This is a genomic window from Neisseria sp. P0001.S007 (assembly GCF_051963655.1).
In the GTDB taxonomy this organism is placed as follows: domain Bacteria; phylum Pseudomonadota; class Gammaproteobacteria; order Burkholderiales; family Neisseriaceae; genus Neisseria; species Neisseria subflava_A.
On sequence record NZ_JBQCUB010000006.1, the window covers coordinates 25386 to 51287 of the forward strand.

The window sequence follows — 25902 nt, forward strand, 5'->3', positions numbered from 1 at the left end:
GCATCAACAAAATAAAGGCCGTCTGAAAGTTTCAGACGGCCTTTTAAATGATCTATGTTGTTTTAAGCCTGTTCTTGCAATACGGCGGCAATCAATTCTTCCGCACCATCATCCGCCAGTTTTTTGGCGACTGCACGACCCAAGGCATCGGCGTATTCGGCTGGGGCTTGCGCGTCCGCCTGCAAAATAACCGAACCGTCAGGATGGCCGACCAAGCCGCGCAAGGTCAGCAAGCCGTTTTCTTCAGTACAATATGCGGCCAGCGGCACTTGGCAGCTTCCGCCCAAAGCGCGCGCCAAAGCGCGTTCGGCCGTAACGCAGGCGTGTGTGGTATCGTGGCTCAAAGGCTTTAAGATTTCGTACAAATCTTCGCGATGCGCTGCAATTTCAATACCCAATGCGCCTTGTCCGGCGGCAGGCAGGCTGTCGGATTCCGACAAAATCATGCGGATGCGTTCGTCCAATTCCAGACGCTGCAAACCGGCGGCGGCCAAGATAATCGCGTCGTACTCGCCATTATCGAGTTTGGACAAACGGGTTTGCACATTGCCGCGCAAAGGTTTGATAACCAAATGCGGATAGCGCGCACGCAACTGGGCTTCGCGGCGCAGGCTGGATGTACCGACGATGGCACCTTTGGGCATTTCTTCCAAACGCGCGTATTGGTTGGACACAAACGCGTCAAACGGATTGGCGCGTTCGCCGATGGCCGCAAGCGCGAAACCTTCAGGCAAATCCATCGGTACGTCTTTAATCGAATGCACGGCCAAGTCGGCCCGACCGTCATACAAAGCCTGTTCCAACTCTTTGACAAACAAGCCTTTACCGCCGACTTTTGACAAAGTTCTGTCCAAAATCTGGTCGCCGCGCGTGGTCATGCCCAAAATCTCGACTTCGCAATCGGGATACAGGGCTTTCAGACGGCCTTGGATATGTTTTGCCTGCCACATGGCAAGCAGGCTTTCGCGACTGGCGATAACGAGTTTTTTCGGGTTCATAATGGTTGCCTGAAAGATGGAAAACGGCATGAAGTCTATCATATTTTGGGCGGTTTTTCAGACGACATGGGGGTGAATATGTTATATTTACGCCTAAAAACCAAATTTTCGGGACAACATGAAACGCGCCAAACAATATCCTTTTTTATCCTTACAGCGGCAACGTTTTCATCTGCACTTTGAAAACGCTTCTTCCGCCGCCAACCTTCCGAGCGAACGCGATTTTTACCGCTGGGCATGGTCTGCCTTAAAAAACGAATACCGCCGCGCCGACATCAGCCTGATTCTTCTGGATGAAGGAGAAGCCCGCGCTTACAACCGCGACTACCGCGGCAAAGATTACGCCACCAATGTATTGAGTTTTGCGCTCAACGAAGGCGAAATCCTGCCCGACCAGTTTTCAGACGACCTATATGGCGATTTGGTGATTTGTCCGCAAGTGGTTTTGAAAGAAGCCGCCGAACAAGGCAAAACACCCGAGCAGCATTTTGCCCACCTGACCATACACGGTACTTTACACCTGATGGGCTACGACCACATTGAAGACGATGAAGCCGAAATAATGGAAGCCGAAGAAATCCGCCTGATGCTGGCGGCAGGCTTCCCCAACCCCTACCAAGAGGACGAATATTAAAATGGACGGTACGCAGTCGAAACCAAAGTTTTTCGAACGCCTGATCTCCCGACTTGCCGGCGAGCCCGACTCCGCCGAAGACGTATTAACTCTGCTGCGCCAAGCGCACGAACAAGAAGTTTTTGACGCCGACACACTGACCCGGCTGGAAAAAGTATTGGACTTTGCCGAGCTGGAAGTGCGTGACGCGATGATTACGCGCAGCCGCATGAACGTATTGAAAGAGAACGACAGCATCGAGCGCATCACGGCCTACGTCATCGAAACCGCCCATTCGCGTTTCCCCGTCATCGGCGAAGACAAAGACGAAGTTTTGGGTATTTTGCATGCCAAAGACCTGCTCAAATATATGTTTAACCCCGAGCAGTTCCACCTGAAATCTGTCTTGCGCCCTGCCGTTTTCGTGCCCGAAGGCAAATCACTGACCTCCCTTTTAAAAGAGTTCCGCGAACAGCGCAACCACATGGCGATTGTCATCGACGAATACGGCGGCACATCTGGCCTGGTAACCTTTGAAGACATCATCGAGCAAATCGTCGGCGAAATCGAAGACGAGTTTGACGAAGACGACAGCGCCGACAATATCCATGCCGTTTCTTCCGAACGCTGGCGCATCCACGCGGCCACCGAAATCAAAGACATCAACACCTTCTTCGGTACGGAATACAGCAGCGAAGAAGCCGATACCATCGGCGGCCTGGTCATTCAAGAATTGGGACACCTGCCCGTACGCGGCGAAAAAGTCATCATCGGCAGCCTGCAATTTACCGTCGCACGCGCCGACAACCGCCGTCTGCACACCCTGATGGCCACACGAATTAAAGAAAACACGGATAAACCATGATTATTCTGGATCACGTCTCCAAACACTATCAAACACGCGACAACAAAGACTTTGTCGCCGTCGAGCCGACCAGCCTCGAAATCAAACAGGGAGAAATCTTCGGCCTGATGGGCTATTCCGGCGCAGGCAAATCCACCCTGCTGCGCCTGATTAATTTATTGGAACGTCCGGATACAGGTACCGTCAGCGTATGCGGCCAAGAACTGACCGCGCTCAACGCCACGCAACTGCGCCACGCCCGACAAAATATCGGCATGGTGTTCCAACAGTTCAACCTTTTAAGCAACCGTACTGTTGCCGAAAACGTTGCCTTTCCTTTAGAAATTGCCAAATGGCCGTCTAAAAAAATCCAAGCGCGTGTTGAAGAATGTTTGGAAATCGTTGACTTGCAAGACCGTGTCAACCATTACCCGTCCCAACTTTCTGGCGGTCAAAAACAACGTGTAGGCATTGCCCGTGCGCTGGCGCCGCAACCTCAAGTCATCCTCGCCGACGAACCCACTTCCGCCCTCGACCCCGCCACTACGCGCAGCGTTTTGAAGTGTTTGGAAGACATCAACCGACGTTTCAACGTAACCATCGTCATCGTTACCCACGAAATGAGCGTTATCCGCCGCCTGTGCGACCGTGCCGCCCTCTTGGACAAAGGCCGTCTGCTGGAAATCATTGAAGTACACGGCAACCAAATCCATGCCCAATCCGAAATCGGGCAAGAGCTGATTCGAGAGGACTAATATGGCAGATTTAACATTTGAAAGTGCTGTTGCGACCATCGTCAGCATGAAGGGCGAAATTATCCAAGCCTTGGGCGAAACCTTTATTATGGTCAGCCTATCGACTACTTTCGCCGTTATCTTCGGTACGATTTTGGGCGTATTGCTGTTTGTGACGTCAAGCCATCAGTTGCACTACAACAAACAGCTGAATTTGTTTTTGGACAACCTGGTCAACCTGATGCGTGCGTTCCCTTTCGTCATCCTGATGATTGCCATGATTCCTGTTACACGCGCCATCATCGGCACGACCATCGGCCCGGTTGCCGCCTCATTGGTACTGAGCGTATCCGGCCTGTTCTACTTCGCCCGTCTGGTCGAGCAAAACCTGCGCGAAGTACCCAGAGGCGTAATTGAAGCGGCCTCCGCAATGGGTGCCTCACCCATGAGCATCATCTGCAAAGTGCTTTTGAATGAAGCGCGCGCAGGTATGGTTTCCAGCATTACCGTACTGGCTATCGGCCTTCTGTCGTACAGCGCAGCGGCAGGCATGATTGGCGGCGGCGGCTTGGGCGACCTTGCCATCCGTTACGGCTACTACCGCTATCAAATGGAAGTCATCATCTTCATTGTCACCATCCTGGTTTTACTCGTTATCCTGATTCAAGGTATCGGCAACAGATTGGCGCGCAAACTGGATAAACGTTAAGCAAACAGGCCGTCTGAAATGGACTTACTATTTTTCAGACGGCCTGTTATCTATTTAGGGCATATATTCCAAATAAATTTACAAAAAACGTCCTCATATTTCCAAAATAGATTTACAATTCCTCTTTTTTAACGGCGGCAGCTTGAGGCCGTCTGAAACCGTTTTATCATCCATCAGGAGCAAAATATGAAAACCAACACATTCTTCAAAACCCTTTCAGCCGCTGCGCTGGCCATCGTACTGGCTGCCTGCGGCGGTCAAAAAGACAGTACGCCTGCTGCTTCTGCCACATCTTCTGCCGACAACGGTACAGAGAAAAAAGAAATCGTCTTCGGTACAACCGTCGGCGATTTCGGCGATATGGTAAAAGACCAAATCCAACTGGCTTTGGAGAAAAAAGGCTATAAAGTCAAACTGATCGAGTTCACCGACTATGTTCGCCCCAACCTTGCTTTGGCTGAAGGCGAATTGGACATCAACATCTTCCAACACAAACCTTATCTGGACGACTTCAAAAAAGAACACAAACTGGACATCGTAGAAGCCTTCCAAGTACCGACTGCTCCTTTGGGCCTGTACCCTGGCAAACTGAAATCTTTGGACGAAGTGAAAGACGGCGTCAGCGTTTCTGCACCTAACGACCCGTCCAACTTTGCCCGTGCATTGGTTATGTTGAACGAATTGGGCTGGATTAAACTGAAAGCCGACGTTGACCCGCTGACTGCTTCTAAAAACGATATTGCCGAAAATCCAAAAAACATCCAAATCGTAGAGCTTGAAGCCGCCCAACTGCCACGCAGCCGTGCCGACGTTGACTTTGCCATCGTTAACGGCAACTACGCTATGAGCAGCGGCATGAAACTGACTGAAGCCCTGTTCCAAGAGCCAAGCTTTGCCTACGTTAACTGGTCTGCCGTCCGCACTGCCGACAAAGACAGCCAATGGTTGAAAGATGTAACCGAAGCCTACAACTCTAACGAGTTCAAAGCTTACTCACAAAAACGCTTTGCCGGTTACAAATATCCTGCTGCATGGGGTGAAAACGCAGCTGCAGGCGCTCAAGCCGAAGCTGCTTCTACTGCTTCTGCAACCAAATAAGTAACTTTTTGAAAAAAGGCCGTCTGAACATTCAGACGGCCTTTTTCTATTGATTATCTATTCCCAAAGCTCAAAACAAGTTTTTTGATTAACGCCAAATACTTACATAATTCCCTTTTTAAAACCAAATCAATATGTTGTAAAAAAGTTCAATAAAAGTCATATTTTTATTCAATAAAATCAATTACTAAATGAATTATTCTAATTTTTTATAATATTCACTAGTAATGTTCCGTTTATCCTGATATTATACCGTTCATCTAAAGACATCCGGTTATCTGCATTACAGACCGTTCATCTGAATTGCTTCAAACCACTTTGTCGGATTTTCCCATGTATGTTGTGTTTCTCCGTATCGAAGGGGTTTGAGCGGTTGAAACCGTATTGCTTAGATATTAAAGCTTCATGCTTTGAAATGAGTGAATTTTTGTTTTAAGTGTCGTAATCTCTTGCTAATTACTCCCAGCTGCAAGAGTTTCAGGGTTGCCCCCTTGGGCAGCCCTTCTTTTTTTATCCTCCATTATTTCAGTAATCGAACCTTCCCTGCCCTATGCACATAGTCAAAATCACAGGCAAGGCTGCCCTTCTCCTCAACTTCCAATCTTCTTCAATTCATTATTCAGCATCACCAGCCAAACCTGTGCCTTTTTAACTTGAGCCGCAGTACGGATGGCTGCTTCATCCATAATGGAGAATGCGGTAGAAAAGGCATCGGCAACCGCCGCACTCTCCGCCATGACGCTCATGCTTTTATAACGCGGTTGGCTTCCGCCTGTACGCGGATCAAAAAGATGAGTAAATTTGCCAGCTTCGTCCATTACCGTGCCATAGCCGCCCGATGTGGCAAACGCTTGGTTTTTCATGGCAATGGTGGTCAGGATTTGGTCTTCTTGGTCGGGATTGCGAATACTGACATTCCATTCGCGCTGGTTGGCATTATCAAAGCCGTAAATTTCCCCCATATCAATCAATGCCTGGGTAACGCCTTGCTGCTTCAACAATTCGGCTACTTTGTCGGTGATATAGCCCTGCGCAATGCCGTTGAGCGACAAGCCCATGCCTTTTTGGGCAAAACGGATTTCTTTGGTATCAAAATCGACTTTGTTGAAATCCACTAATTTGAGCGTTTCTTTAATACTGCGTTCGGATGGCGGTGTTTCGGTTTTGGGGTTTCGTCTAAAATGGTCGGCATACAGATTCCACAAAGGCTGAATGCTGGGATCAAATGCACCCTGCGTTAGCTGATGGATATCTCGGCTGATGCTGAGCAGCTGCAAAAAATCGGATGGTGGATTTTTCAGACGGCCTTCTCGATTTAAACGGCTGATCAGGCTGTCGTCCCGATACAGGCTGAAGATTTTTTCCAATCGTGAGACTTCCGCCAATACTTTGTTGACCAATATTTCCGCCTGCTTGCGCTCAACGTCGAACAACCGCAATTCCGCACCCGAACCCAATGCAATGCCTCTCCAAATAACTGGCTGCTCTTCTTGATTTAGGCTGGCCGGATGAATCAGCTGAGTGGTTTTGCGGCTGATGGCAAAAGGAATGCCGACACCGGCGGCAAGTGTGGCGGCGATGGCAAGGAAACGGCGGCGCGTTAAGGGGGTGGACATAAAGTATTCCTTGGATTTTTATCTTTACATTGAAAGCCGCATTCATTAAATCATCAATCGACAGCTTCCAACATAAAGGCCGTCTGAAACAGTTTCAGACGGCCTTTATTGATTGTTTTACTTGAAAATGTATTCGTCGGGCATCTCTGCAAAACCGACTACTCTGCCGCCTTTTTCTTTGGCGAATTTTTCAGCCTGAGCTTTGTCGGCAAACGGAAGCGCGTCTTCCGCACCCATGCCGCCGATAAAGCTGCTTTCGATGACGTAATAGGCTTTTTTCGCATCTATCCATTCGGCGTCGGCATTGGGTTTTTCCCAATCTTTGACTTTGCCCATATCGGTGACATAGATGGCATGAATGCCTTTAGGCTCTTCGGGCAGCTTGGTATAGCCGAACATCTGCTTGATGGTGGAAAACCAAACCGGTTTGTCAGGTTTGCCGTTCAAGAAGATTTGCGCTTTAGGGCCGTTGTGTTCGGTCAAATTCATGCTGCAGTAATGACCGACTGCACTGTCGCTGATTCGTTGGGGCGTAGGCGGAGGAGTATTTTCCTCTTTGCTACAAGCAGATAAAGCAAGGATGGTGAATGCTGTAAATAATATTTTTCTCATATTTGTCTCTTTCCGAAAATCCAGGCGGCCAAGACCAAGGGAATGATAACCCATAATACCTGCGCCGTCAGCAAAACCGGCATAGTCAGGCTGATTTGATCGCTCAAACCGGCCATCCCTGCGTACATTGCGGTGTTTTCATAACCGGTCAGGTTGAGCAGACGGTAAATGTCGGAAGGATTGAACAAGAGAATGGTTTCTACAACAGGCGCGGTAATAACTTGTTCAGTATCGGCAACCAAAACACCCAAAAGCGCCATATCGAAAATCACCACAAAAAACAGCCATACGCCGATGGCGATACCGGCGGCAGTACCGCGTTCTTTGACTTTTGCGCTAATCAAATAACCCATAGACAAAAAGGCTGCACCAAGAATCACACTGGCAACAATCAGGAGGGCAAAAGGTTTCCATGCGGCAAGGTCAAAGCCGCCGTTGGCAAGCTGGAGGGTAATGCCCGCCAATCCGTAGCCTGCCGTGGTGGCAAGGGCAAGGATGATGAGATGGCCGATAAATTTGCCGGCAAGGATTTGGTTGCGCGAAATCGGATAGCTCAATAACAGCGCCATCGTGCCGCGTTCGATTTCGCCAATCAGCGCATCATAAGAGAGCAACATCGCAATCAGCGGAATCAGGAAAATCGACAGGCTGGAGAGGCTGACAACGGTAACGGTCAACGGATCGACTTTGACTGTACCGGTAGGCGAGCTGCCCAGGAAACCCAATGACAGGGCAAGCGCGGCAAGCAGGAGTGCGGCGGCGAGGACCCAACGGTTGCGCAGGCTGTCGCGGACTTCTTTGCCAGTAATAATCCAAACGGGGTTCATACGTCTTCCCTTTTTAAGAATTGTGCGTACATATCGTCAAGTGTCGGGGTATGGATATCGATATAGGCAAGGTTGCCCAAATCACCCAATTCACTCAAAAGCCCCATACGCTCTTCGGCTTTACATTGCGCTTTATACGACAGCCCGTCTGAAAGCGGCTGCCAACGCTCGCTCAACGGACGCGCTTCTTTCAAACGGACATTGACGGTCAACGGCAAACCGCTTTGAATATGCAACTCATCCATACTGCCATCGGCAACTTTCACACCGTTTTTCATGACGATAATGCGGTCGGCGTGGCCATCGAGTTCGGCAAGCGCGTGCGTGCTGAGCAATACGGTCGCACCGCGTCCATTCAGCTCGCGCACGACTTCGTAAAACATTTGGCGTGAAGCCGGGTCAAGGCCTGTGGTCGGTTCGTCAAACAATAAGACTTTAGGCTCGCCCAACAAGGCTTGTGCCAAAGCGAGACGCTGGCGCATACCTTTGGAGTAAGTGCCGACACGGCGGCGTGCCGCTTGAGAAATACCGACGCGTTCCAACAACTCACGGTTTTTACTCAAGGGCTGTTTTTTCAGCTTGGCATAGAAATCCATGGTTTCAATGCCGGTCAATGAAGGATGAAGCGCGACGGTTTCAGGCAGGTAGCCGATTTGGCTGCGAAGCAGTGCGCCTGCCTTGCTGCCGGTACGCTCGCCCAGCAACATGACTTCGCCTTCGGTCGGTGTAATCAGGCCGAGTATCAGCTTCATGATGGTGGATTTGCCTGCACCGTTATGCCCTGCCATGCCGACGCTTTCGCCTGCTTTGAGGACTAAATCGACTTGGTTGACGGCTTTTTGACTACCGAATTGTTTGGTCACGTTTCTTAATTCGACGTGGTTGGTCATGAATAATTCCTTTGTGCTGTTTCAGACGGCCTCATTCAAAAGGCCGTCTGAAAACATGTTTAATTCAAAGATCCGTTTTCGGCATCGCTCCAATCGGATTGGCGCGTACTGGCTTCGTGCAACAGCTCATCCTTCATGGCTTCGTATTTGGTGCTTGTTTTGTTGCTGATCGGTTTCATCAATGGCTTACTGTCGATGACGCCGCCCGGCAAAATAGCGGGGAACTGAGATTGCGCCCATTTGACAATGCTGACGGCAGGACTGTTCATCAGCAGACGGGACACGGGAGCGCGCCAAATAATTTGGTCTATGATGCCGTTCGGTCGATAGGCATTATCGCCAAAACCATCGCCATCAAGATCGAATGTACTGTTGTCGCTCCAATAATTGCCTCGGCCGCCCTCTCCCCAATCAAGGAAACGGGTGCTGACGTATTTAACTTGGCTTTCGTTGTTGATAAACGAATTATTGGACAGGCTTGTGCCTTCAATAGCCGCGGTAAAGTGAATGCCGATTTGACAGTTTTCAAAATGGTTGTCAAAAATTTTATTGAAGTTGGCGTTATAGGCGAATACGCATTTACCGGCTTTGTTGATAATGTTGTCGTTAATATCGGAATAGTTGACGTAGTTGAGCATAATGCCTTGGTCGCGGCTGCCAACGGCAATGTTGCCATACACTTTCAGGCGTTCGGAAAACATCAGCACATAACCCATGTTGTTGCCGACGGAGATATTGTTGCTGACCTCGCTGTCGTTGGTGTACATATAATGCACTGCAAAACGCAAGTCGCTAAAACGATTGCCTTTGTAGGTATTTTTGGTACTAGTGTTGGAGAAAATACCGTCACGGCCTTTGGAAATATCGTTGTCGATTACTTGCGCACCCGGCGCATTCCAAACCGTTACGCCATTACCGCGCTCATTCACGCGCAATGTGGCTTCCCCGACAATCTTATTTTCGCGCACCATCGATTCTGCCGCGCCATGAATGTACACGCCAACAGAGTTGTCCAAGACATTATTGTGTTCAACCAATGCACGCGGAGCCGTTTCCTCAAGATAAATGCCCGCATCCATGGCCGGCAGGCTCAAGCCTGAATTGGAAACTGTCAGATTGCGCAGAGTTACGTCAGGCGCATGAACGGCAATGGTACGCCCGCTCCTGTCGCCGACAATCTTGGCGGAGCGGTCGGCCGGACCTTCAATGGTAATCGGTTTGTCGATATAGAGTTTGGTCTTGTATGTACCGGAGGCAAGCTTGAGCGTATCGCCGGCTTGGGCGCGCGCTAAAGCATCATTGAGATTGTCTTGTGCGGATACGTTGATGACTGCGGCAAAGGCCGTCTGAACCATACTGCCCAATAGCAATACGAATGCGGCACGTTGCCATTTGGAACGATGGGATGGTGTATGCGTCATAATCATATCTCAATTTCAGACGGCCTGTTTTCTACATGATAAACCTATGCAGAAACAGGTATTTTGATGTTATAGCAAAGCTGTCTGATGATGGCTTATATCTCATTGCCAACTAGCTGACAAACAGCTTTGCTATAAAGGCCGTCTGAAAGAATGTCTTTTCAGACGGCCTAAAGGATTAAATCATCAAACCAAAATTATTTTGGTTTAACAATCATTTGGCCTGACATTTCCATGTGCAATGCGTGGCAGAACCATTGGCAGTAGTACCAGTGTACGCCTGGACGAACTGCTTTGAAGGTTACAGAAGATGTTGCTTGCGGGCCAATCTCCATAGCGATACCGTAGCCTTCCAAAGTGAAGCCGTGAGTCAAGTCCTCAATGGTCTCAACGTTGGTTACGTATACGGTCACTTCGTCGCCTTGGTTCACTTCAAATTGAGGGATACTGAATGCAGGCGCAACGGCAGTCATGTACACGCGTACTTTGTTGCCTTCGCGTACGACTTTAGCGGCTTTTTCCAGCTCAACGCCATCTTTTTGCGCTTGTTCCAAAGCATCTTTCCAGAACCATGGGTCTTTGCGGTCCCAAGTTTTGCTTGGATTCACTTTGGAAGCAGAAACCAGACAGAAGTCATGTGGCTCTGCAAAAGTCGGGTTGTCATGAACCAGACGCATTTCATCGCCGGAGATGTCGATCAATTGGTCACACTCAGGTTTCAGAGGACCTGCGTTCAGGAAGCGGTCTTTGGAGAATTTGTTCAAAGACACCAACCATTTACCGTCGGCTTCTTTGGTTTCGCCCATGGTAGTGTGGTTGTGGCCAGGTTGATAGTGAACGTCAAGTTTTTGTTTGATCGGATCGATTTTCTCGCCTTTGTAGGCTTTAATCGCATCGTCGATGTTCCATTTCACCATTTGGCTGTCGATAAACAATGTAGTATAGGCATTGCCGCGACCGTCAAATGCAGTGTGTAATGGGCCAAGACCCAGTTGAGGCTCGGCTACGACAACATCGCGCTCTTTGATTTTACCTGCAAACAAGTCATCCAGTTTGCTAACATCCAATACGGTAACGGTTGGAGACAGTTTACCGTTGAGCATGATGTATTTGCCGTCAGGGCTTGCATTACAGCCGTGAGGAGAGTTAGGAACCGGGATGTAACGAGTGTATGGAGAGTTGGCTTCCGCACGACCGTCCAACATTTTCACGCCGTTAACTTCTTTGAAGTCGCCTTTTTTGATGCCTTCTTCGATGGCGGCCAGGTTAAATACCACACACCAGTCTTGTTCGTTAGAAGATGCACCTTGTACAGTCAGAGCGCGCTCAGAGTTATAGCAGGTAGAGAAAGAGTATTTACCTTGGTAGTCGGCATCGCCGTTGTCCAAGTTACCGTCTACCAAAACTTGCCATGCGATTTCCATGGTTTCGCCGTCAATTGCGGTATAAACGGCATTCCAAGTTTTCGCATCATCCCATTTACCTACGCCGTCAACTGGAACAATGTGTTCGCCGTTGGCAAAAACGTAACCGGTTTTCGGATAACGTTGCGGACGCAGACCGTGGATACCTGAAGCATTAGGAATATCGATGATTTTATCGGTTTTCATTACATCCAAGCGGACGCGGCAAACACGGGTGTTTGCTTTATCGTTGGCGTAAGCATAACGGCCATCGTAAGTTTGGTCGGTGAAAGACAAGTGCGGGTGGTGCAAGTCGCCGTTAGGGTAGCAACGCAGACCGCTGTCTTGCAGGAATTTACGGGTTTCCGGCGTAATGTTTCCGTTCAAAACGCTCAGACTCTCGTTGGTACGACCCCAACCGGTAGCGCTGTCCATATTGAATACTGGGATACGCATCAGTTCGCGCATAGATGGCAAACCGATCAAGCGCATTTCGCCTGATTGACCGCCTGACAGGAAACCGTAGTATTGGTCAAGTTCACCTGGACCCACTTCGGAAGTCATTTTGCCCGGCTCGGCAGAATGAGCAGCTGCTTTTTCAGCAGGAGCTGCGCCAGAAGCAGCAGCTTTATCACCCTCACCGTTAGAGCAACCGGCCAAGCCCAACAAACCGGCACCGGCAATACCTGCACCGGAAGCAGCGGCAGTACCTAAGAATGAACGACGGCTTAAGCCGTTTTGTTCTAATTTTTCGTCTGACATACGACACTCCTTGGATAAAATCCGGCGGCCGATTTTTTTCAGACGGCCTGCCGATGAAAAAATTTCTAAGTCGGGCTGCCGATACAGCCCTCTTTTATTTTATAAATAACTACTTATCAACACTAATTGCTGATTCTTTTTTAACAAACCGAACAACTTGTTCTTGGGCATTTTGCGTTGCTGCCGCATCATGCTGCTCAGATTTTGCCGCCGCTTGTTTTTGTTTTTTCTTATTCGTTGCCACTACTTGAGGACAACGCGTATCGTGGTGATACATTACCTGGCAATGCAGACATTGGATACATTCGTTCGGATGGATATCGCCTTCTGGTGCAATAGCCTGTACCGGACATTCATGTGTACAAATCTGACAAGGGTTGCCACACATTTTATAGCGGCGCAGCCAGTCAAACACACGGAAGCGACCCGGCAATGCGATACCCGCACCCAAAGGACACAGATAACGACAGAAGAAACGTTCGATAAACAAACCGGCAATCAACAAAGCTGCAGCAAACAATACAAACCACCATTCGCGCATAAACTTCAGAATAATTGCGGTTTTGAAAGGTTCAACTTCTGCAAATTTTTCAGCAGTGCCCAAATCGTACAGGGAAATAGCCAGCAAACCGAAGAAGATAACATATTTAATGGCTGTCAGGCGCGTATGCAATAAATGTGGCACAGTAATTTGTTTTACGCCCAATTTTTTAGCAACACGATTGGTCAACTCCTGCAATGAACCGAAAGGACACAGCCAACCACAGAACGTACCTCTATTCCACAACAGCATGGTCGCTGCTGTAAAGAGCCACAGAATGAACACCAGCGGATCCATCAGGAAGAATTCCCAGTGAAACTCAGTCAAAACCGCGGAGAATAAGGTGAGCGTATTGACAACTGATAATTGAGCTTGCGCATACCAACCAATATAAACTAAGGTAAATGTCAGGAAGCAGAGGCGGAAACGGTCATACCATTTTTCGTAACGTACAATCCAGTCTTGGAACAGGAATACCAACAGGAGAATTGTCAAAGCAATACCGACAACAATAATTTGACCTTGTTTGGCTTTCCAAACCTGTTTCCAAAGTTGGTTGGAAACACCATCATCACCGGCAGTCGCATCTTCGGCAATACCCGTACTTTCAGGAGCTGAAGCTACAGCCGCAACTTGCTCAACCGGCGCGCTGATTTCAACAGGTGGTGCTTTTGGATCATCGACATAGTAGCCTTTTGGCAATTCGTAATCCAAATCTGCATTCACAAAAGCTTTATCGTTAACGCTCAACACACGTTGAATCATCAGTTGTAAACGCCATGGCTCAGCAGCATCAAATTCCACACCTTCCGGGATGGTAAACCAAGAGACCTCTTTAAATGCAGGTGCACCTTCCGCTGCCAAAGCAACTACACGCTCATGTTGTGCATCAGTAAAACGGAAGCTGGTATCGCCCTGAATCATTTCGATACGGTCGAAGATACCGCCACGCACATAGCCTGAGCCCTTCCAAGAGTATCGGCCTTCACCGGCAACCATAATCGCCTGTTGACCTGGTTGCAAACGTTTTTGCAGATTATTCCAACCGGCCTCACCTAAAAGGCTTTTACCGATAGAAGGTTGGCTGACCAAAGCAACATATAAATCAACGAATGTATCGTTACCATCACCCTGCTCTGCATGCTCAGCAACACCAGCTTTACCGCCTTTTTCAAACAGTTTGTTGATATCGTCAACAGAAATATGCAGATGACCAACAGCTTTTTGTTCTAACAGTGCATTCCAAGACTGGATGTCTTGTTTATCAGGATTCACAGCACGACGAGGGCGAGTTTGAACCGCAGGCTCATTTGCAGCCTGCTCACCAGAAGCAGCAGCACCTGCTTGAGCCGCTTTATCTGTACCCAAATGATATTGATGAATAACCGATTTGACAGAACGCTGAATACTGTCGTTAATCACCATTAACGTTACAGTCGCACCACTGATGATATCAGCAGGAGCCACGCCAGGCTGCGGAGGATTTTTAATGAAATTTAAGCCAATATATTTATCAATGAATTTGTCGACTCGGGATTGCGGAATACCAATCAGCATAATTGGTTCATGATGTTCAACCAATTTTGCTCCCGCAATAGTGCCATCATTCGCCAATGCAATCATCGTATCAATCGGCTTACTCGAATAACCGCGCGTATTGACCACATCAGTCGTGATATAAACTAAGCCAAGCTGCTCTTCGCCTTTATATACACGAGCAACCAAAGGCTTACCTTCCGGTTTGCCGTAGCGATCAGCACCAGGAAAAATTTCAGAAGGCTGAACTTTTGCCAAGAAATCAGGCAAGCGCTCCGCGTAAGCAGGCAGGCTTACTATCATCATAGAAAACACAGCAAACAGCACAAGGATTCGTTTCCAAATGCCACTTAAGCACTTCATTTCAAGACAGGACATGGTTATTCCCGATATATCGATACTCTAAACACTTATATTATATGAATCATCTATCAGCAATAATTTGATTAAAATCAAATTTACAAATCTTAAAACCAAATTCTACATGCTAATAATACTTTAGAACTATAAAAATAAATCTTTTATTAGTAGACATGAAATATAGGAAAATCAACTTAATTCAATAACCATCTTTATATTGTTAACTTATTTATAATAATACTCAAAACAATTTCCAAAATTTTGTTTGGCATATATTTAATAGAATATAACCCGGTTTAGATTCCCATAGGCCGTCTGAAAAAATATCGAAAATACTTTAATCTGCTCCTGCAATAACAAAATACACTCCCTACGAAAACAAAAAGAGCCTGTATAAAACAGGCTCTTTTTCAGACTAATCTTAAATCAGATTAGAATTTGTGACGCAGGCCAACAGTACCAGCAGTTTTCTCGTATTTAGCATCGCCTTTGCCTTCTTTCAACCAGCCGGCAGACAACAGGGCAGAAGTGCGTTTAGAGAAGTCGTAGTCAGCACCAACGATAACTTGGTTGTAAGCGCTGTTCTCTTGTTTCACGCCTTCTTCTTTAGCTTTAAAGCCGTGAGCGTAAGAAACACGAGGAGTTACATTACCGAAGCGGTAAGCAGCAGTTGCACCAACTTCAGTACGTTCGTTTTTCTTAGCACCAGCTACGTCAGCTTTGAAGCCTTCGTATTGACCTACAACAGCAACCATCAGGTTGTTAGCATCGTAACCAGCAGTCAGACGGTGAGCTTGGTGATCTTTATAAGTACCAGCAGTCAAAGTAGTGTTGCTGTTGAACGCATCCAGGTAACCAGAAGTCAAGTCAGCACGTTTAGCATAAGAACCAGCATAGCGACCGAAGAAGCCAGAGTTTTCGTAGTTCAGACCTAAGTCGTAAGACTCACGGCTTTTCACAGTGTGAGTGTATTTGTCGCTAGGGTTAGCATTGTCACGTGGTTGGTATTGTACGCTTGCGCTGAAACCACCCAATACAGGAGTATCGTAACGTACAGATACTTTACGAGAATCTACACGTTTGATTTTACCCAATTGCAGAGCGTCTGCGTTAGCATTACTAGATTCCCAAGGGTCGAAGCTATCGCTGCTGTCGTTCAGAGCAGTATTCAAGTTACCGGCACGAACTTTACCGAAACCGCCTTCCAAGCCCAAGAAAGATTCACGGTTAGCGAAACCAGAGTCACCACCGGCGATAGAAGTTTTTTGTTCAACTTGCCAGATAGCATTCAGGTTGCTACCCAAGTGTTCGTGGCCTTTGAAACCGATGCGAGAGCCGAAGTCAGCAATCTCAGTAGCAGTTTTAGAAGAAGTCTTACCCTCTTTTACTTTAGAAATTTCTACGCCAGCTTTGATTTGACCGTACAGAGTCACATCAGCCATAGCTGCAACAGGCAGAGCTGCCAAAGTCAGAGCAATCAGAGATTTTTTCATTGCTGTATTCCTTTTCTATTGTGAAGAAATAACTTAAGCAGACCGGACAATCCGCTTAGGCTTACTTTATCGCTGGAATCAGCGATTCCATGACTGTCACTATAATTGTTCCTTTCTAAAAAAACAAACTTTATTCAATTCCCCCCCACTACCGCAGAAACCAAACAAAGGCAGAGACAACCCAAAAAATAGAAATTTATTATTTAAAATCAATGATAAATTTCTTCAAAACCCAAATTTGCATTTTTACAACACTTTATCAGTGTACACATCAATCACGCTATTTTGTTGCTTTTATACCAACAATCCGCAGTCAGGCCGTCTGAAAATCATTACCTAGAACGCTCATCCACTCGGGCAAAGATAGTCGTGTCACCCCAAACTCATCAGGATAGTCAACACCTGTTAAATACAGACCATCAGACATAAAAGTTGGTGGAGCCTTCAATCTACTTTTTGCATGAAAAACCGACTCAAACTCATCCACACTGATTCTGCCGCTACCCACATACACCAATGCCCCCATAATATTGCGTACCATATGATGTAAGAATGCATTCCCATGCAAATCAAGGCACAGATAGCGAGAAGTTCCACTAATCTTTGTACTATATAGTGTCTTTATAGGGGATTTCGCCTGACATTCGGCCGCTCGAAAGCTAGAAAAGTCATGCTCACCCTCCAATAAGGCAGCAGCCTGCCTCATCAGATTTAAATCTAATTTCAAATGCGTCCACCCTACTCTGCCAACCAATAATGGAGAACGAACCGGTGAGGATTCCAATAAATAACGATAATGGCGACCATAAGCATCAAATCGGGCATGGAAATGAGGTGCAACTTTTTGCGCAACCAACACAGCAACACCATCAGGCAAATGTGCATTGACACCACGCACCCATGCTTGCTCCGGACGACTTACTGATGTATCAAAATGCACTACCTGGGCAGTTGCATGCACACCCGTATCCGTCCTTCCCGCAACAATGGTATTAATTCGCTCCCCTGCTATTGAAGATAACGCCTGCTCTAAGGCCGTCTGAACAGTCGGCAAATCTCCCACCTGTTTTTGCCAACCATAAAAACGGCTTCCATCATAAGAGAGGGTCAAAGCCCAACGCTGCACGAGATGCCCAATTGTATTTGCTTGTTCAGTCATTTCTTATACTTCTTGTAAATTGATATTGTTGCCTACGCGTAAGTAACAAATATTAAAAAGGCGTGATCAACACACGCCTCCATCCATTATGTATTTCAGACGGCCTTCATCTTCAACCATCACATAAAGCTGAAATCTTACTCAACTGACAATAGACTCAGCCAAAATCTTGCTTTTTAATTTACCATAAAAAAGATGCCGTCTGAAACGGCATCTTCATTTTACTGGCACTTATGCGCCAAGTTCTTTCATCAGTTTTTGGGCTTTATGCAGAATATCGCCTTCAGCCTCTTCAATCAGCCCTTGCAATGTTTCTCGAGCTGCTTCAGGATCACCGATTTCGATGTACATCTTAGCCAAATCATATTTAGCTTCAAACGGTGCAGTTATTCCGACTGATTCTGAAACAAAGCCTCTTTCACTATTGCTTTTATCGGCGGCCACTGAAACATCTTCAGATCCCCATTCCAATGCACCTTCTTCAATCACAAACTCAGAAGCAGCTTCTTCTTTCTCCACTTCTTCTTTGGTTTCTTGAATTTGCAAGTCTTGATCTTGCTTGACATCGAATGGCAGCACATGGCCGTCTGAATCTTCAGGGGTATCTACCGTAAACTCGAGTGGCTCTTCATTTCGCGACTCGAAGACTTTTGTCTCTGTCGCAAAATCAAACTCAACAAATGTATTTGCCTGCTCTTCTTTACGTTCAGGCATAACAACGGATACCGGCTGATATGGATTTTCTGGTTCAGGCTCATACACGCTTTCTGTTGATTCGATACTATCCCAATCAGCATAGCGACGTTGCTCTGTCTCTGCATCACGCGTTACTGCACCTGAAAGAATACCTGTCTGACTATTGTCAATCTTACCCAAATCAAGTTTGACATCATTAATAGTGGAAGATTCTTCTACTTCATTGATAACTACATCATCTTCGAAATCATCTTCGATAAACAGACCGTCTTGAGTTTTTTCTGACGGCATTACTTTAGTTGCAGCAACCGCAGCAGCTGAAGCAGCAACATTTTTCTGTACGGCCTTTTCTTCATCCTTACGGCTTACAGGCGCTGCTTCCGGCTCATCTTTACGTTTACCGGCAGCTTTTAACAACAACCAAGCAGCAATAAGGGCCGCACCGCCTGCTAATAACCATTTCCATAAATTACCATCTGATTCGCTTTCTGTTTGCTCCGCGACAGAATCAGTGGTTGCAACAGGCTCAGAAGCCACTACATTCTCTTGAGCATCGGAAGCCATAGCTTCTTGAATATCGGACGCAGGAACAGTCGATGCGGCTTTTTCATTAACCGCTGCAGATGCTGCTTGTTCTGTTTGTTCAGCTGAAGCTTGTTTTACTTCTTCCTGTTGCTGTGTATTTACGCCAGCATCTTTAACCTGAGCTTCAGTTTGAGCATCAGGCTGAACAACAGGTTTTTCTGTTTTAGCCTCTGTTGTATTAGCGGTTTCATTAGCTTTTTCTGTTGCCGTATTAGTTTTAGCAGGAGCAGAAGCAGCCAAGCGTTGCAATTCGCTACGATTTGGAATATTCAGCACTTTACCTGCCAACATACGGTTGGCATTATTATCAATAAACACATCCGGGTTGGCATTTACCAAAGCCTGGATGGTTTGATCCAAGGTCATACCTTGCGGACGGATGCTCGACGCAATGGCCATCAGGGTTTCACCCGTACGCACCAAATGCTGTCTGCCTAAACGTGAGGCAGTGTCATTTTTAGCAGGGGCCGTCTGAACTTGTTTTTTCTCAGCCTTACGCTGCACATCCTTACGCGCTTGAGCTACCTGATTACCTGCTGCTTTATTATTTTTTGTTGCAGGCTGTTGGGCATTGTGCGTCGGCTCGGAGGATTGAGATTCAGCAGCCGGACGGGTACGAACAGATGCAGCATCTTTAGAATCATATCCGGCCGGATCGATAATAGCGGTGTATTCACGCGATTGCGCGCCGACACCTACTTGGAAAACCAAAACAGGATCTTTGATGGCTTTAGAAGAGCGAATAGTAACGACTGCCTTATCGCCTGATTTGCGTACCGCCGCGCGCAAATTGCCATTTGAAATAGTGGCCTTACCGCCATTAAGCAGAGCCTGAGCTTCCTCGCCAGTCACAGTGATGCTGCCTGTAAAAGGCTCACCCAAATGAGATTGAACATTCAAGCCGCCCAAACCTGCAGAGGCACTGAGCGATGTCATTAAAGCGATAGAAGCTGTAATTAATTTAATATTGTGATGTTTTTTCAAAACGGATCCCCTGTTCGAAAATTATGGTACTACCCAATGTGCGCGCATTTAACCATATATTTACTAGATATTACGTCATGATATATTTTTAACCTATTCCTGCCAAGCAATAGAGGCTATTCAGCCTAAAATTCCTTAGCAAATCTATTACTTTTGCATGCTTGTGTTTCTTTTTTACAAATTTCGCCAACCCAAAACAAATATTTTATATAAATATATGTGGTATTGAAGTTAAGGGGAAAGGTGCAAAAAAACACATCTCCCTGTATGATTAGCATTTACTCAATTAGTTTCATCATTAACATATGAAGATTTTGAGCGACTTATTCGCCGTATTCTTATTTTTCATTACATACATCATCACCAAAGACATGATTGCCGCAACGGCTGTTGCGGTTATAGTCGGCATTGCCCAAGCTGCGCTGACCTTTTGGAAACACCGCAAACTGGATACCATGCAATGGGTCAGCCTGATTTTGATTGTCTTTTTTGGCGGCGCAACGATTCTGCTGAAAGACAACCGCTTTATCATGTGGAAACCGACCGTTCTGTTTTGGATCGGGGCGATCGTCATGCTGTTCAGCCACCTTGCCGGTAAAAACGGGCTTAAAGCCGTCATGGGCAAAGAAATGCAGCTCCCTGATTTTGTATGGACGCGCCTGACTTATGCATGGATTGGCTTCCTGATTTTTATGGGTGCGGCCAACCTCTTTGTCTTTACGTATTTTCCAGACCAATGGGTCAATTACAAACTGTTTGGCACATTGGGTTTTACAATCATTTTTTCCATCGCACAGGGTATGTATCTGATGCGTTTCCAGCCTAAGGAGGATCAATAATGGAATATTTCATGCTTTTGGCCACTGATGCCGAAGATGTCCACGAAGCACGCATGGCAGCACGCCCTGCTCATTTAGCACGCTTAGAAGAATTGAAAGCGCAAGGCCGTCTGCTGACTGCAGGCCCCAATCCTTTACCAGATAATCCGGAACGCGTTTCCGGCAGCCTGATTGTGGCTCAATTCGAATCTTTGGACGCTGCACAAGAATGGGCTGAACAAGACCCTTACGTCGATGCCGGCGTATACGCAGAAGTATTGATTAAACCCTTTAAAGCCGTGTTCAAATGAGCAATATGCGTCAAATTATCGAGGAACGCCTGCAGGCGCTTGAGCCTGAGTTCTTCGATTTTGAAGATGAAAGCCATCTGCACGCCGGCCATTCCGGCAATAAAGGCGGTGGGCATTACGCTATAGTGGTGGTCAGCAACTCATTTGAAAACATTGGCCGCCTTCAGCGGCAACGTATGATTAAGCAGCTTTTACAAGACTTGTTTTCAGACGGCCTGATTCATGCACTCAGTATCAAAGCGGCCACGCCGGACGAATACTTCCATTAAGATTACTACTTAAACTTTGATTTCTAATCATTAATTCATTTCCAATCATTAATTTAAAAGAGAAATACGATGAAAAAAACCTACTTTGCTTCAACCTTGATGCTTGCTCTGACTTCCGGCACCCTGTTTGCCCAAACTTTGGTGACCGTCAACGGTCAAGCCATCGACAGCAGCGTTATCGATGACCAAGTTGCTTCCGTACGCTCCAGCAACCCGAACGTTCAAGACACTCCCGAATTGCGTCAAATGCTGACTGAACGCCAAGTTATCAGCACTGTTGTTACCCAAGAAGCCAAAAAATTAAAACTGGATCAAAGCGCTGAATTCAAAACAGCATTGGAACAAGCGCGTGCTGATGCCGCCAAACAAGGCGCAGATAAAAAAGCCACATTCAAAACCGAATGGGCAGTTTTCGAAAAAGATTTATTGGGCCAAGCTTTTGCAGCACATATCGTCCGTCAAAATCCTGTTCAAGAAAAAGATGTCAAAGCCGCTTACAACGATTTCAGCAACTTCTATAAAGGTACTCAGGAAGTCCAACTGGGCGAAATCTTAACCGACAGCAACAGCAATGCCCAAAAAGCCATTGCCGATTTGGATGCGAAAAAAAGCTTTGTTTCGGTATTGAACCAATACTCAATTGACGAAGCGGCCAAAAAAGCCGGCGGCATCCCTAAAGCTTATGTTCCGCTTAAAGATTTGCAAGAATCAGCGCCTCCGCTTTACGCTGCAGTCAAAGACCTGAAAAAAGGTGCGTACACTAAAACTCCACTGCAAAACGGTAATCTGTACGCCGTTTTCTACGTCAATGACCGCCGTAACGTTACCGTACCTTCTTACGAAGTCGCTAAAAACGAGATTGGCAGCGACTTACAGGCAGCCCGTGTTGATGCGGCCATTCAATCATTACTGAAAAAAGCCAGCATCAAAGTCAACAAATAATATAAGGTGCCCGCCGTGATAGCGGCGGGCAATAAGGAACTCACATGAACATCAAGCCCAAAACTGCCGTTTTGGCTATCCTCGCCTTGTCAACCGTGAGCTTAGCAACCGCCAAAGCGCCTGAAATCGATCCCGCCCGTATCGACAGCATGGTCGCCGAAGTATTGAGACAGGCCGATCAACATCCCAACCAGACTGCCAAACCCGATGGCCAGGCAATCCGCAAAGATGTGGTTACACGTTTGCAGACTTTGGAAATTTTGAAAAATGAAGCCATCAAGGCTGGTTTGGACAAAGATGCAGAAGTGCAGAATCAGCTTAAAAACGTTGAAGCTGAGTTTTATGCCAACCAATACGCTGCTTATCTAGAACGTCAAACCGCGGTTGACGATGCTGAGTTGCGCCGTTTCTACGACCATCAAACACGTATTATCAAGCTGCAACAAGTCAGCTTTGCTTCAGCCGACGAAGTACGCGCCGCGCAAGAACTGCTGCTCAAAGGCTTGTCATTTGAAGAACTGATGAAACGCTATCCCAACCCCGAACAAGAGTTCGATGGCTTCATCTCTCCGCAGCAGCTCTCTCCTCAACTGGCTACCGCTTTTGCCGACATGAACCGAGGCGATGTAACGCATGAGCCGATTCAGATGGAAAGCCGTTTTTATCTGTTTAAACTCAGTGCTGTAGAACGTGATCCTAATGCCGAACCTTTCGAACTGGTACGCAATCAGATTGCCCAAGCCGTTAAACGACAAAAAGTCGAGAATCAGATCGAACGTATCTTGAAAGAAAACGGCATTAATCCGTAAATTAATTCAATAGTTTCAGGCCGTCTGAAACCATATTTGAACCCAGAGGGCGTATCTTACGCCCTTTTTTATAACTCCTTGTATTCACAAAATATTATGCGCGCTGTTATCCAAAAAGTTACCCAAGCCAAAGTTGACGTTTTGTCCGAAAACTCCTGCGAAACCTGCGGCGAAATCAACAACGGATTTATGATATTGCTCGGCGTTACCCACACCGATACAGAAGCGGACGCCAAATACATTGCAGACAAAATCGCCAACCTGCGCATCTTTGAAGACGAAAACGGCAAATTAAATTTATCGCTCAAAGATGTCGGCGGCTCGATATTATTGGTTTCCCAATTTACCCTTTACGCCGATGCACGCAGCGGCCGCCGTCCGTCCTTCTCCAATGCCGCCCCTGCCGAACAAGCGGATAAGCTTTATCAATATACCGCGCAACTTTTGCGCGAACATGGACTGACTGTCGAAACCGGCAGATTCCAAACCCATATGCAGGTTTCCCTTTGCAATGACGGGCCAGTTACCTTATTGCTTGACTCGCAAAAAACATTCTAAATCCCATCAAAAAAGGCCGTCTGAAAGATTTCAGACGGCCTTTCCATTTCTGATCATTACTAAATCAAGCCTTGCGCTTTCACCCAATTCACAATATCTGCCTCAACGGCTTCAGGCGAACCCGGATTGTCGATTTTAACGCCGTACTCATCCGCACCCAGCTCTTCCAAAATCTCCAGCTGCGAATCCAGCATTCCGGCTTTCATATAGTGCCCCTGACGCGACAGCATACGTTCGAGATTGATTGCTTGAGGCGGAGTCAGATGAATAAAAGCCACCTTCCCTTCCGCACCACGCAGAATATCGCGATAGTGATGCTTGAGTGCGGAACAAGTAACGATGGAATATTTTTCCCCGTTTTTTGCCTGCTCCGTCATCCAGTCACGCAAATTGCCCAGCCAAGGATAGCGATCTTCGTCCGTCAACGGAGTACCGGCACCCATTTTGTCGCGGTTGGCTTGAGTATGGAAATCATCGCCTTCGGCATACGGGCATTGGTTGAGATGTTTTTGCAAAGACAATGCGGCAGTGGTTTTACCGCAACCGCACACGCCCATCATGACAAAATGTGTCGTCATTTTTCTACTCCTTGTTTATCTAGATTTTAACGGTATTTGAAAACAGGCGGATTGTGTTATCTCAAAAACACTATCCGCCGGCCATTTTCGATTAAACCAAGATAAACAACACTGACGATAAAGCAAAACCGATGAGTGCGATAAGTGTTTGGTTGACCGTCCATGTCTTCAAGGTCGTCGGCACATCCATATTCAACAGACGGCCGACAAGCCAAAAGCCTGAATCGTTAAAGTGGCTGCAACCGACGGAACCTGCCGCCGTCGCCAATACCACGCAAGTAATCTGCCAATCGCTGAGACCTGCCGCCGCAACGGCCGGTGCCATCAACGCGGCAGCGGTAGTCAGGGCAACAGTCGCAGAACCTTGCGCAATACGCAAAGCCAAAGCCACCAAGAAACAGCCCAGTAAAACAGGAATACCCAAGTCAGCCATGCTGTCAGCCAAAGCCTTACCGATACCGGAAGCACGCAATACGCCGCCGAACATACCGCCTGCACCGGTAATCAAAATAACCGAGCAAACCGGGCCCAATGCGCCATCAATGGTTTTCTCCAAAGCGCTGGCTTTTTCGCCACGTTTACTACCCAATACATACAGGGCTACCAAAACAGAAATCAGCAAAGCAATCGGGGTCGAACCGAGCATTCGGGCAAACTGCACCCAGCCCTCATCCGCACTGACCATTTTCTCGCTGATCAAAGTAGATAAACCGGTATTCAAGAAAATCAACAGCATAGGAATCAGCATAATACCGACGACGGTAGATGCCTTTGCAGGCGCTTTCGGTTGGTCGTTATCTTGCGTACCGCCGCTGAGCAGATCAGGAACGGGCACATGGATGCTGCGGCCCAAAATCTTACCCAATAAATAGCCGCTGAAATACCAAGTAATCAAGGTAACAGGCAAACCCAAAATCAGCAGTTGACCAATATTTGCGCCATAAAATTCAGAAGCAGCAATCGGGCCGGGATGAGGCGGCAGGAAAACGTGCATGACGGAAAATGCGCCAATAGATGCCAACGCATAGGGCAAAACAGTTTGCTTCATGCGGCGTGCCGTTGCAAACACAATCGGCAACATCACCACCAAACCGGCATCAAAGAAAATCGGAAAACCGAAAATTAAAGAAGCTACGCCTAAAGCAAATGGCGCACGATTCTCACCGAAAATCCGAATCAGCGCATCCGCCAAAGACTGGGCACCGCCGGAAGTTTCCACCAAACGGCCGAGCATTGCGCCCAAACCGACCAACAACGCCACGCTGCCGAGCGTGCCGCCAAAGTTTTTGACCAACACATCATTGACGATACTGCCCATAGGCAGACCTGTTACGATGGCAGTCAGCAGGCTGACCAATACCAACGTCAGCAAGGCATGAACGCGCAGTTTTACAATCAAAATCAAGATCAGCAAAATCGCTGCTGCGGCAATACCGAGCAAAGTACCGGCACTCAGCGTTTGAGTCCATCCATCCATTTTGAAGCCTTTCTCTGTAAGAAAAATACAAACTTATTAATGTTTCTTAACACACGTAGATAAGATAACACATTTCACTATGGATTCATACGGCTGGATTTAGTCAAAATATAAACTTCTCTTTTTCAAAACCCTTTTTGTAAGATGCTTGATAAATAAGGATTACAACGAAAAACAAGGGTGACAAAAAGGCCGTCTGAAACGTAGTTAATTTTCAGACGGCCTGACATCATACTTTTTAATAAAATAGAAACGAATA

24 protein-coding genes are annotated in these 25902 nt (G+C 47.0%); 11 read left to right on the forward strand and 13 right to left on the reverse strand.

Features of this window, described 5'->3' with window-relative positions:
• Positions 1–62: 62 nt before the first annotated feature.
• A complete protein-coding gene (hemC, locus tag ACTHRE_RS06650; RefSeq protein WP_440344913.1) occupies positions 63–998 on the reverse strand; it encodes a hydroxymethylbilane synthase in 936 nt (311 codons plus the stop codon).
• A gap of 118 nt (positions 999–1116) precedes the next feature.
• Between hemC and ybeY the strand changes: the two genes are divergently transcribed.
• The 5 genes from ybeY to ACTHRE_RS06675 all read left to right on the forward strand — a co-directional run bounded on the left by ybeY (position 1117) and on the right by ACTHRE_RS06675 (position 4996).
• The gene (gene ybeY / locus ACTHRE_RS06655; RefSeq protein WP_107868285.1) at positions 1117–1632 is read left to right on the forward strand and encodes an rRNA maturation RNase YbeY; all 516 of its coding nucleotides are present in this window, start codon (positions 1117–1119) and stop codon (positions 1630–1632) included.
• Between the two features lies 1 nt (position 1633).
• A complete protein-coding gene (locus tag ACTHRE_RS06660) occupies positions 1634–2476 on the forward strand; it encodes an HlyC/CorC family transporter (RefSeq protein ID WP_107868284.1) in 843 nt (280 codons plus the stop codon).
• The gene (locus ACTHRE_RS06665) at positions 2473–3210 is read left to right on the forward strand and encodes a methionine ABC transporter ATP-binding protein (protein ID WP_107868283.1); all 738 of its coding nucleotides are present in this window, start codon (positions 2473–2475) and stop codon (positions 3208–3210) included. The genes ACTHRE_RS06660 and ACTHRE_RS06665 overlap by 4 nt, the downstream gene beginning before the upstream one ends.
• A gap of 1 nt (position 3211) precedes the next feature.
• On the forward strand, positions 3212–3898 hold the full coding sequence (locus tag ACTHRE_RS06670) for a methionine ABC transporter permease (RefSeq protein ID WP_107868282.1): 687 nt from the start codon (positions 3212–3214) through the stop codon (positions 3896–3898).
• A 186-nt stretch (positions 3899–4084) separates the two neighbouring features.
• Positions 4085–4996 carry a MetQ/NlpA family ABC transporter substrate-binding protein gene (locus ACTHRE_RS06675; RefSeq protein WP_440344914.1) on the forward strand — a complete coding sequence of 304 codons (912 nt, stop codon included), beginning with the start codon at positions 4085–4087 and terminating at the stop codon, positions 4994–4996.
• Between the two features lie 590 nt (positions 4997–5586).
• Here ACTHRE_RS06675 and ACTHRE_RS06680 read toward each other — a convergent pair.
• The 10 genes from ACTHRE_RS06680 to ACTHRE_RS06725 form a co-directional block, all read right to left on the reverse strand.
• Positions 5587–6612, reverse strand: a complete 1026-nt coding sequence (locus tag ACTHRE_RS06680) for an FAD:protein FMN transferase (protein ID WP_440344915.1) — start codon at positions 6610–6612, stop codon at positions 5587–5589.
• A 117-nt stretch (positions 6613–6729) separates the two neighbouring features.
• Positions 6730–7224 carry a nitrous oxide reductase accessory protein NosL gene (locus ACTHRE_RS06685; protein ID WP_070459272.1) on the reverse strand — a complete coding sequence of 165 codons (495 nt, stop codon included), beginning with the start codon at positions 7222–7224 and terminating at the stop codon, positions 6730–6732.
• On the reverse strand, positions 7221–8051 hold the full coding sequence (locus tag ACTHRE_RS06690; RefSeq protein WP_070459269.1) for an ABC transporter permease: 831 nt from the start codon (positions 8049–8051) through the stop codon (positions 7221–7223). The genes ACTHRE_RS06685 and ACTHRE_RS06690 overlap by 4 nt, the downstream gene beginning before the upstream one ends.
• Complete coding sequence (locus tag ACTHRE_RS06695) at positions 8048–8941, reverse strand: ABC transporter ATP-binding protein (protein ID WP_107868278.1); 894 nt, start codon at positions 8939–8941, stop codon at positions 8048–8050. The genes ACTHRE_RS06690 and ACTHRE_RS06695 overlap by 4 nt, the downstream gene beginning before the upstream one ends.
• 59 nt (positions 8942–9000) lie before the next feature.
• The gene (locus ACTHRE_RS06700) at positions 9001–10362 is read right to left on the reverse strand and encodes a nitrous oxide reductase family maturation protein NosD (RefSeq protein ID WP_432757690.1); all 1362 of its coding nucleotides are present in this window, start codon (positions 10360–10362) and stop codon (positions 9001–9003) included.
• Between the two features lie 197 nt (positions 10363–10559).
• On the reverse strand, positions 10560–12527 hold the full coding sequence (nosZ, locus tag ACTHRE_RS06705; protein ID WP_070583437.1) for a TAT-dependent nitrous-oxide reductase: 1968 nt from the start codon (positions 12525–12527) through the stop codon (positions 10560–10562).
• Positions 12528–12636: 109 nt separating this feature from the next.
• Entirely contained in the window at positions 12637–14982 is a 2346-nt protein-coding gene (locus ACTHRE_RS06710) for a NosR/NirI family protein (RefSeq protein ID WP_210400406.1), read from the reverse strand.
• Between the two features lie 413 nt (positions 14983–15395).
• The gene (gene porB / locus ACTHRE_RS06715) at positions 15396–16457 is read right to left on the reverse strand and encodes a trimeric porin PorB (RefSeq protein ID WP_315037857.1); all 1062 of its coding nucleotides are present in this window, start codon (positions 16455–16457) and stop codon (positions 15396–15398) included.
• Positions 16458–16770: 313 nt separating this feature from the next.
• A complete protein-coding gene (gene truA, locus ACTHRE_RS06720; RefSeq protein ID WP_440344916.1) occupies positions 16771–17616 on the reverse strand; it encodes a tRNA pseudouridine(38-40) synthase TruA in 846 nt (281 codons plus the stop codon).
• Positions 17617–17847: 231 nt separating this feature from the next.
• Positions 17848–19833, reverse strand: a complete 1986-nt coding sequence (locus tag ACTHRE_RS06725; RefSeq protein ID WP_440344930.1) for a FimV/HubP family polar landmark protein — start codon at positions 19831–19833, stop codon at positions 17848–17850.
• A 353-nt stretch (positions 19834–20186) separates the two neighbouring features.
• Here ACTHRE_RS06725 and ACTHRE_RS06730 point away from each other — a divergent pair, with 353 nt between their 5' ends.
• The 6 genes from ACTHRE_RS06730 to dtd all read left to right on the forward strand — a co-directional run bounded on the left by ACTHRE_RS06730 (position 20187) and on the right by dtd (position 23588).
• Entirely contained in the window at positions 20187–20720 is a 534-nt protein-coding gene (locus ACTHRE_RS06730; RefSeq protein ID WP_070585001.1) for a septation protein A, read from the forward strand.
• Complete coding sequence (locus ACTHRE_RS06735; RefSeq protein WP_004519663.1) at positions 20720–21010, forward strand: YciI family protein; 291 nt, start codon at positions 20720–20722, stop codon at positions 21008–21010. The genes ACTHRE_RS06730 and ACTHRE_RS06735 overlap by 1 nt, the downstream gene beginning before the upstream one ends.
• Positions 21007–21279 carry a BolA family protein gene (locus tag ACTHRE_RS06740; RefSeq protein ID WP_440344917.1) on the forward strand — a complete coding sequence of 91 codons (273 nt, stop codon included), beginning with the start codon at positions 21007–21009 and terminating at the stop codon, positions 21277–21279. The genes ACTHRE_RS06735 and ACTHRE_RS06740 overlap by 4 nt, the downstream gene beginning before the upstream one ends.
• Before the next feature lie 69 nt (positions 21280–21348).
• Positions 21349–22221 carry a peptidylprolyl isomerase gene (locus ACTHRE_RS06745; RefSeq protein WP_440344918.1) on the forward strand — a complete coding sequence of 291 codons (873 nt, stop codon included), beginning with the start codon at positions 21349–21351 and terminating at the stop codon, positions 22219–22221.
• Between the two features lie 44 nt (positions 22222–22265).
• Positions 22266–23030 (forward strand): peptidyl-prolyl cis-trans isomerase, encoded by a 765-nt coding sequence (locus tag ACTHRE_RS06750; RefSeq protein ID WP_107868323.1) that lies wholly within the window; start codon positions 22266–22268, stop codon positions 23028–23030.
• Between the two features lie 96 nt (positions 23031–23126).
• Positions 23127–23588: a D-aminoacyl-tRNA deacylase gene (dtd, locus tag ACTHRE_RS06755; RefSeq protein ID WP_293203834.1), complete on the forward strand. Its 462-nt coding sequence runs from the start codon at positions 23127–23129 to the stop codon at positions 23586–23588.
• 59 nt (positions 23589–23647) lie between these two features.
• On the opposite strand, the gene ACTHRE_RS06760 is transcribed toward dtd, so the two are convergent.
• Together ACTHRE_RS06760 and ACTHRE_RS06765 are read right to left on the reverse strand one after the other, a co-directional pair.
• The gene (locus ACTHRE_RS06760; protein ID WP_377073792.1) at positions 23648–24166 is read right to left on the reverse strand and encodes a gluconokinase, GntK/IdnK-type; all 519 of its coding nucleotides are present in this window, start codon (positions 24164–24166) and stop codon (positions 23648–23650) included.
• 91 nt (positions 24167–24257) lie between these two features.
• Positions 24258–25643: a GntP family permease gene (locus tag ACTHRE_RS06765; RefSeq protein WP_377073793.1), complete on the reverse strand. Its 1386-nt coding sequence runs from the start codon at positions 25641–25643 to the stop codon at positions 24258–24260.
• Positions 25644–25902 lie beyond the last annotated feature (259 nt).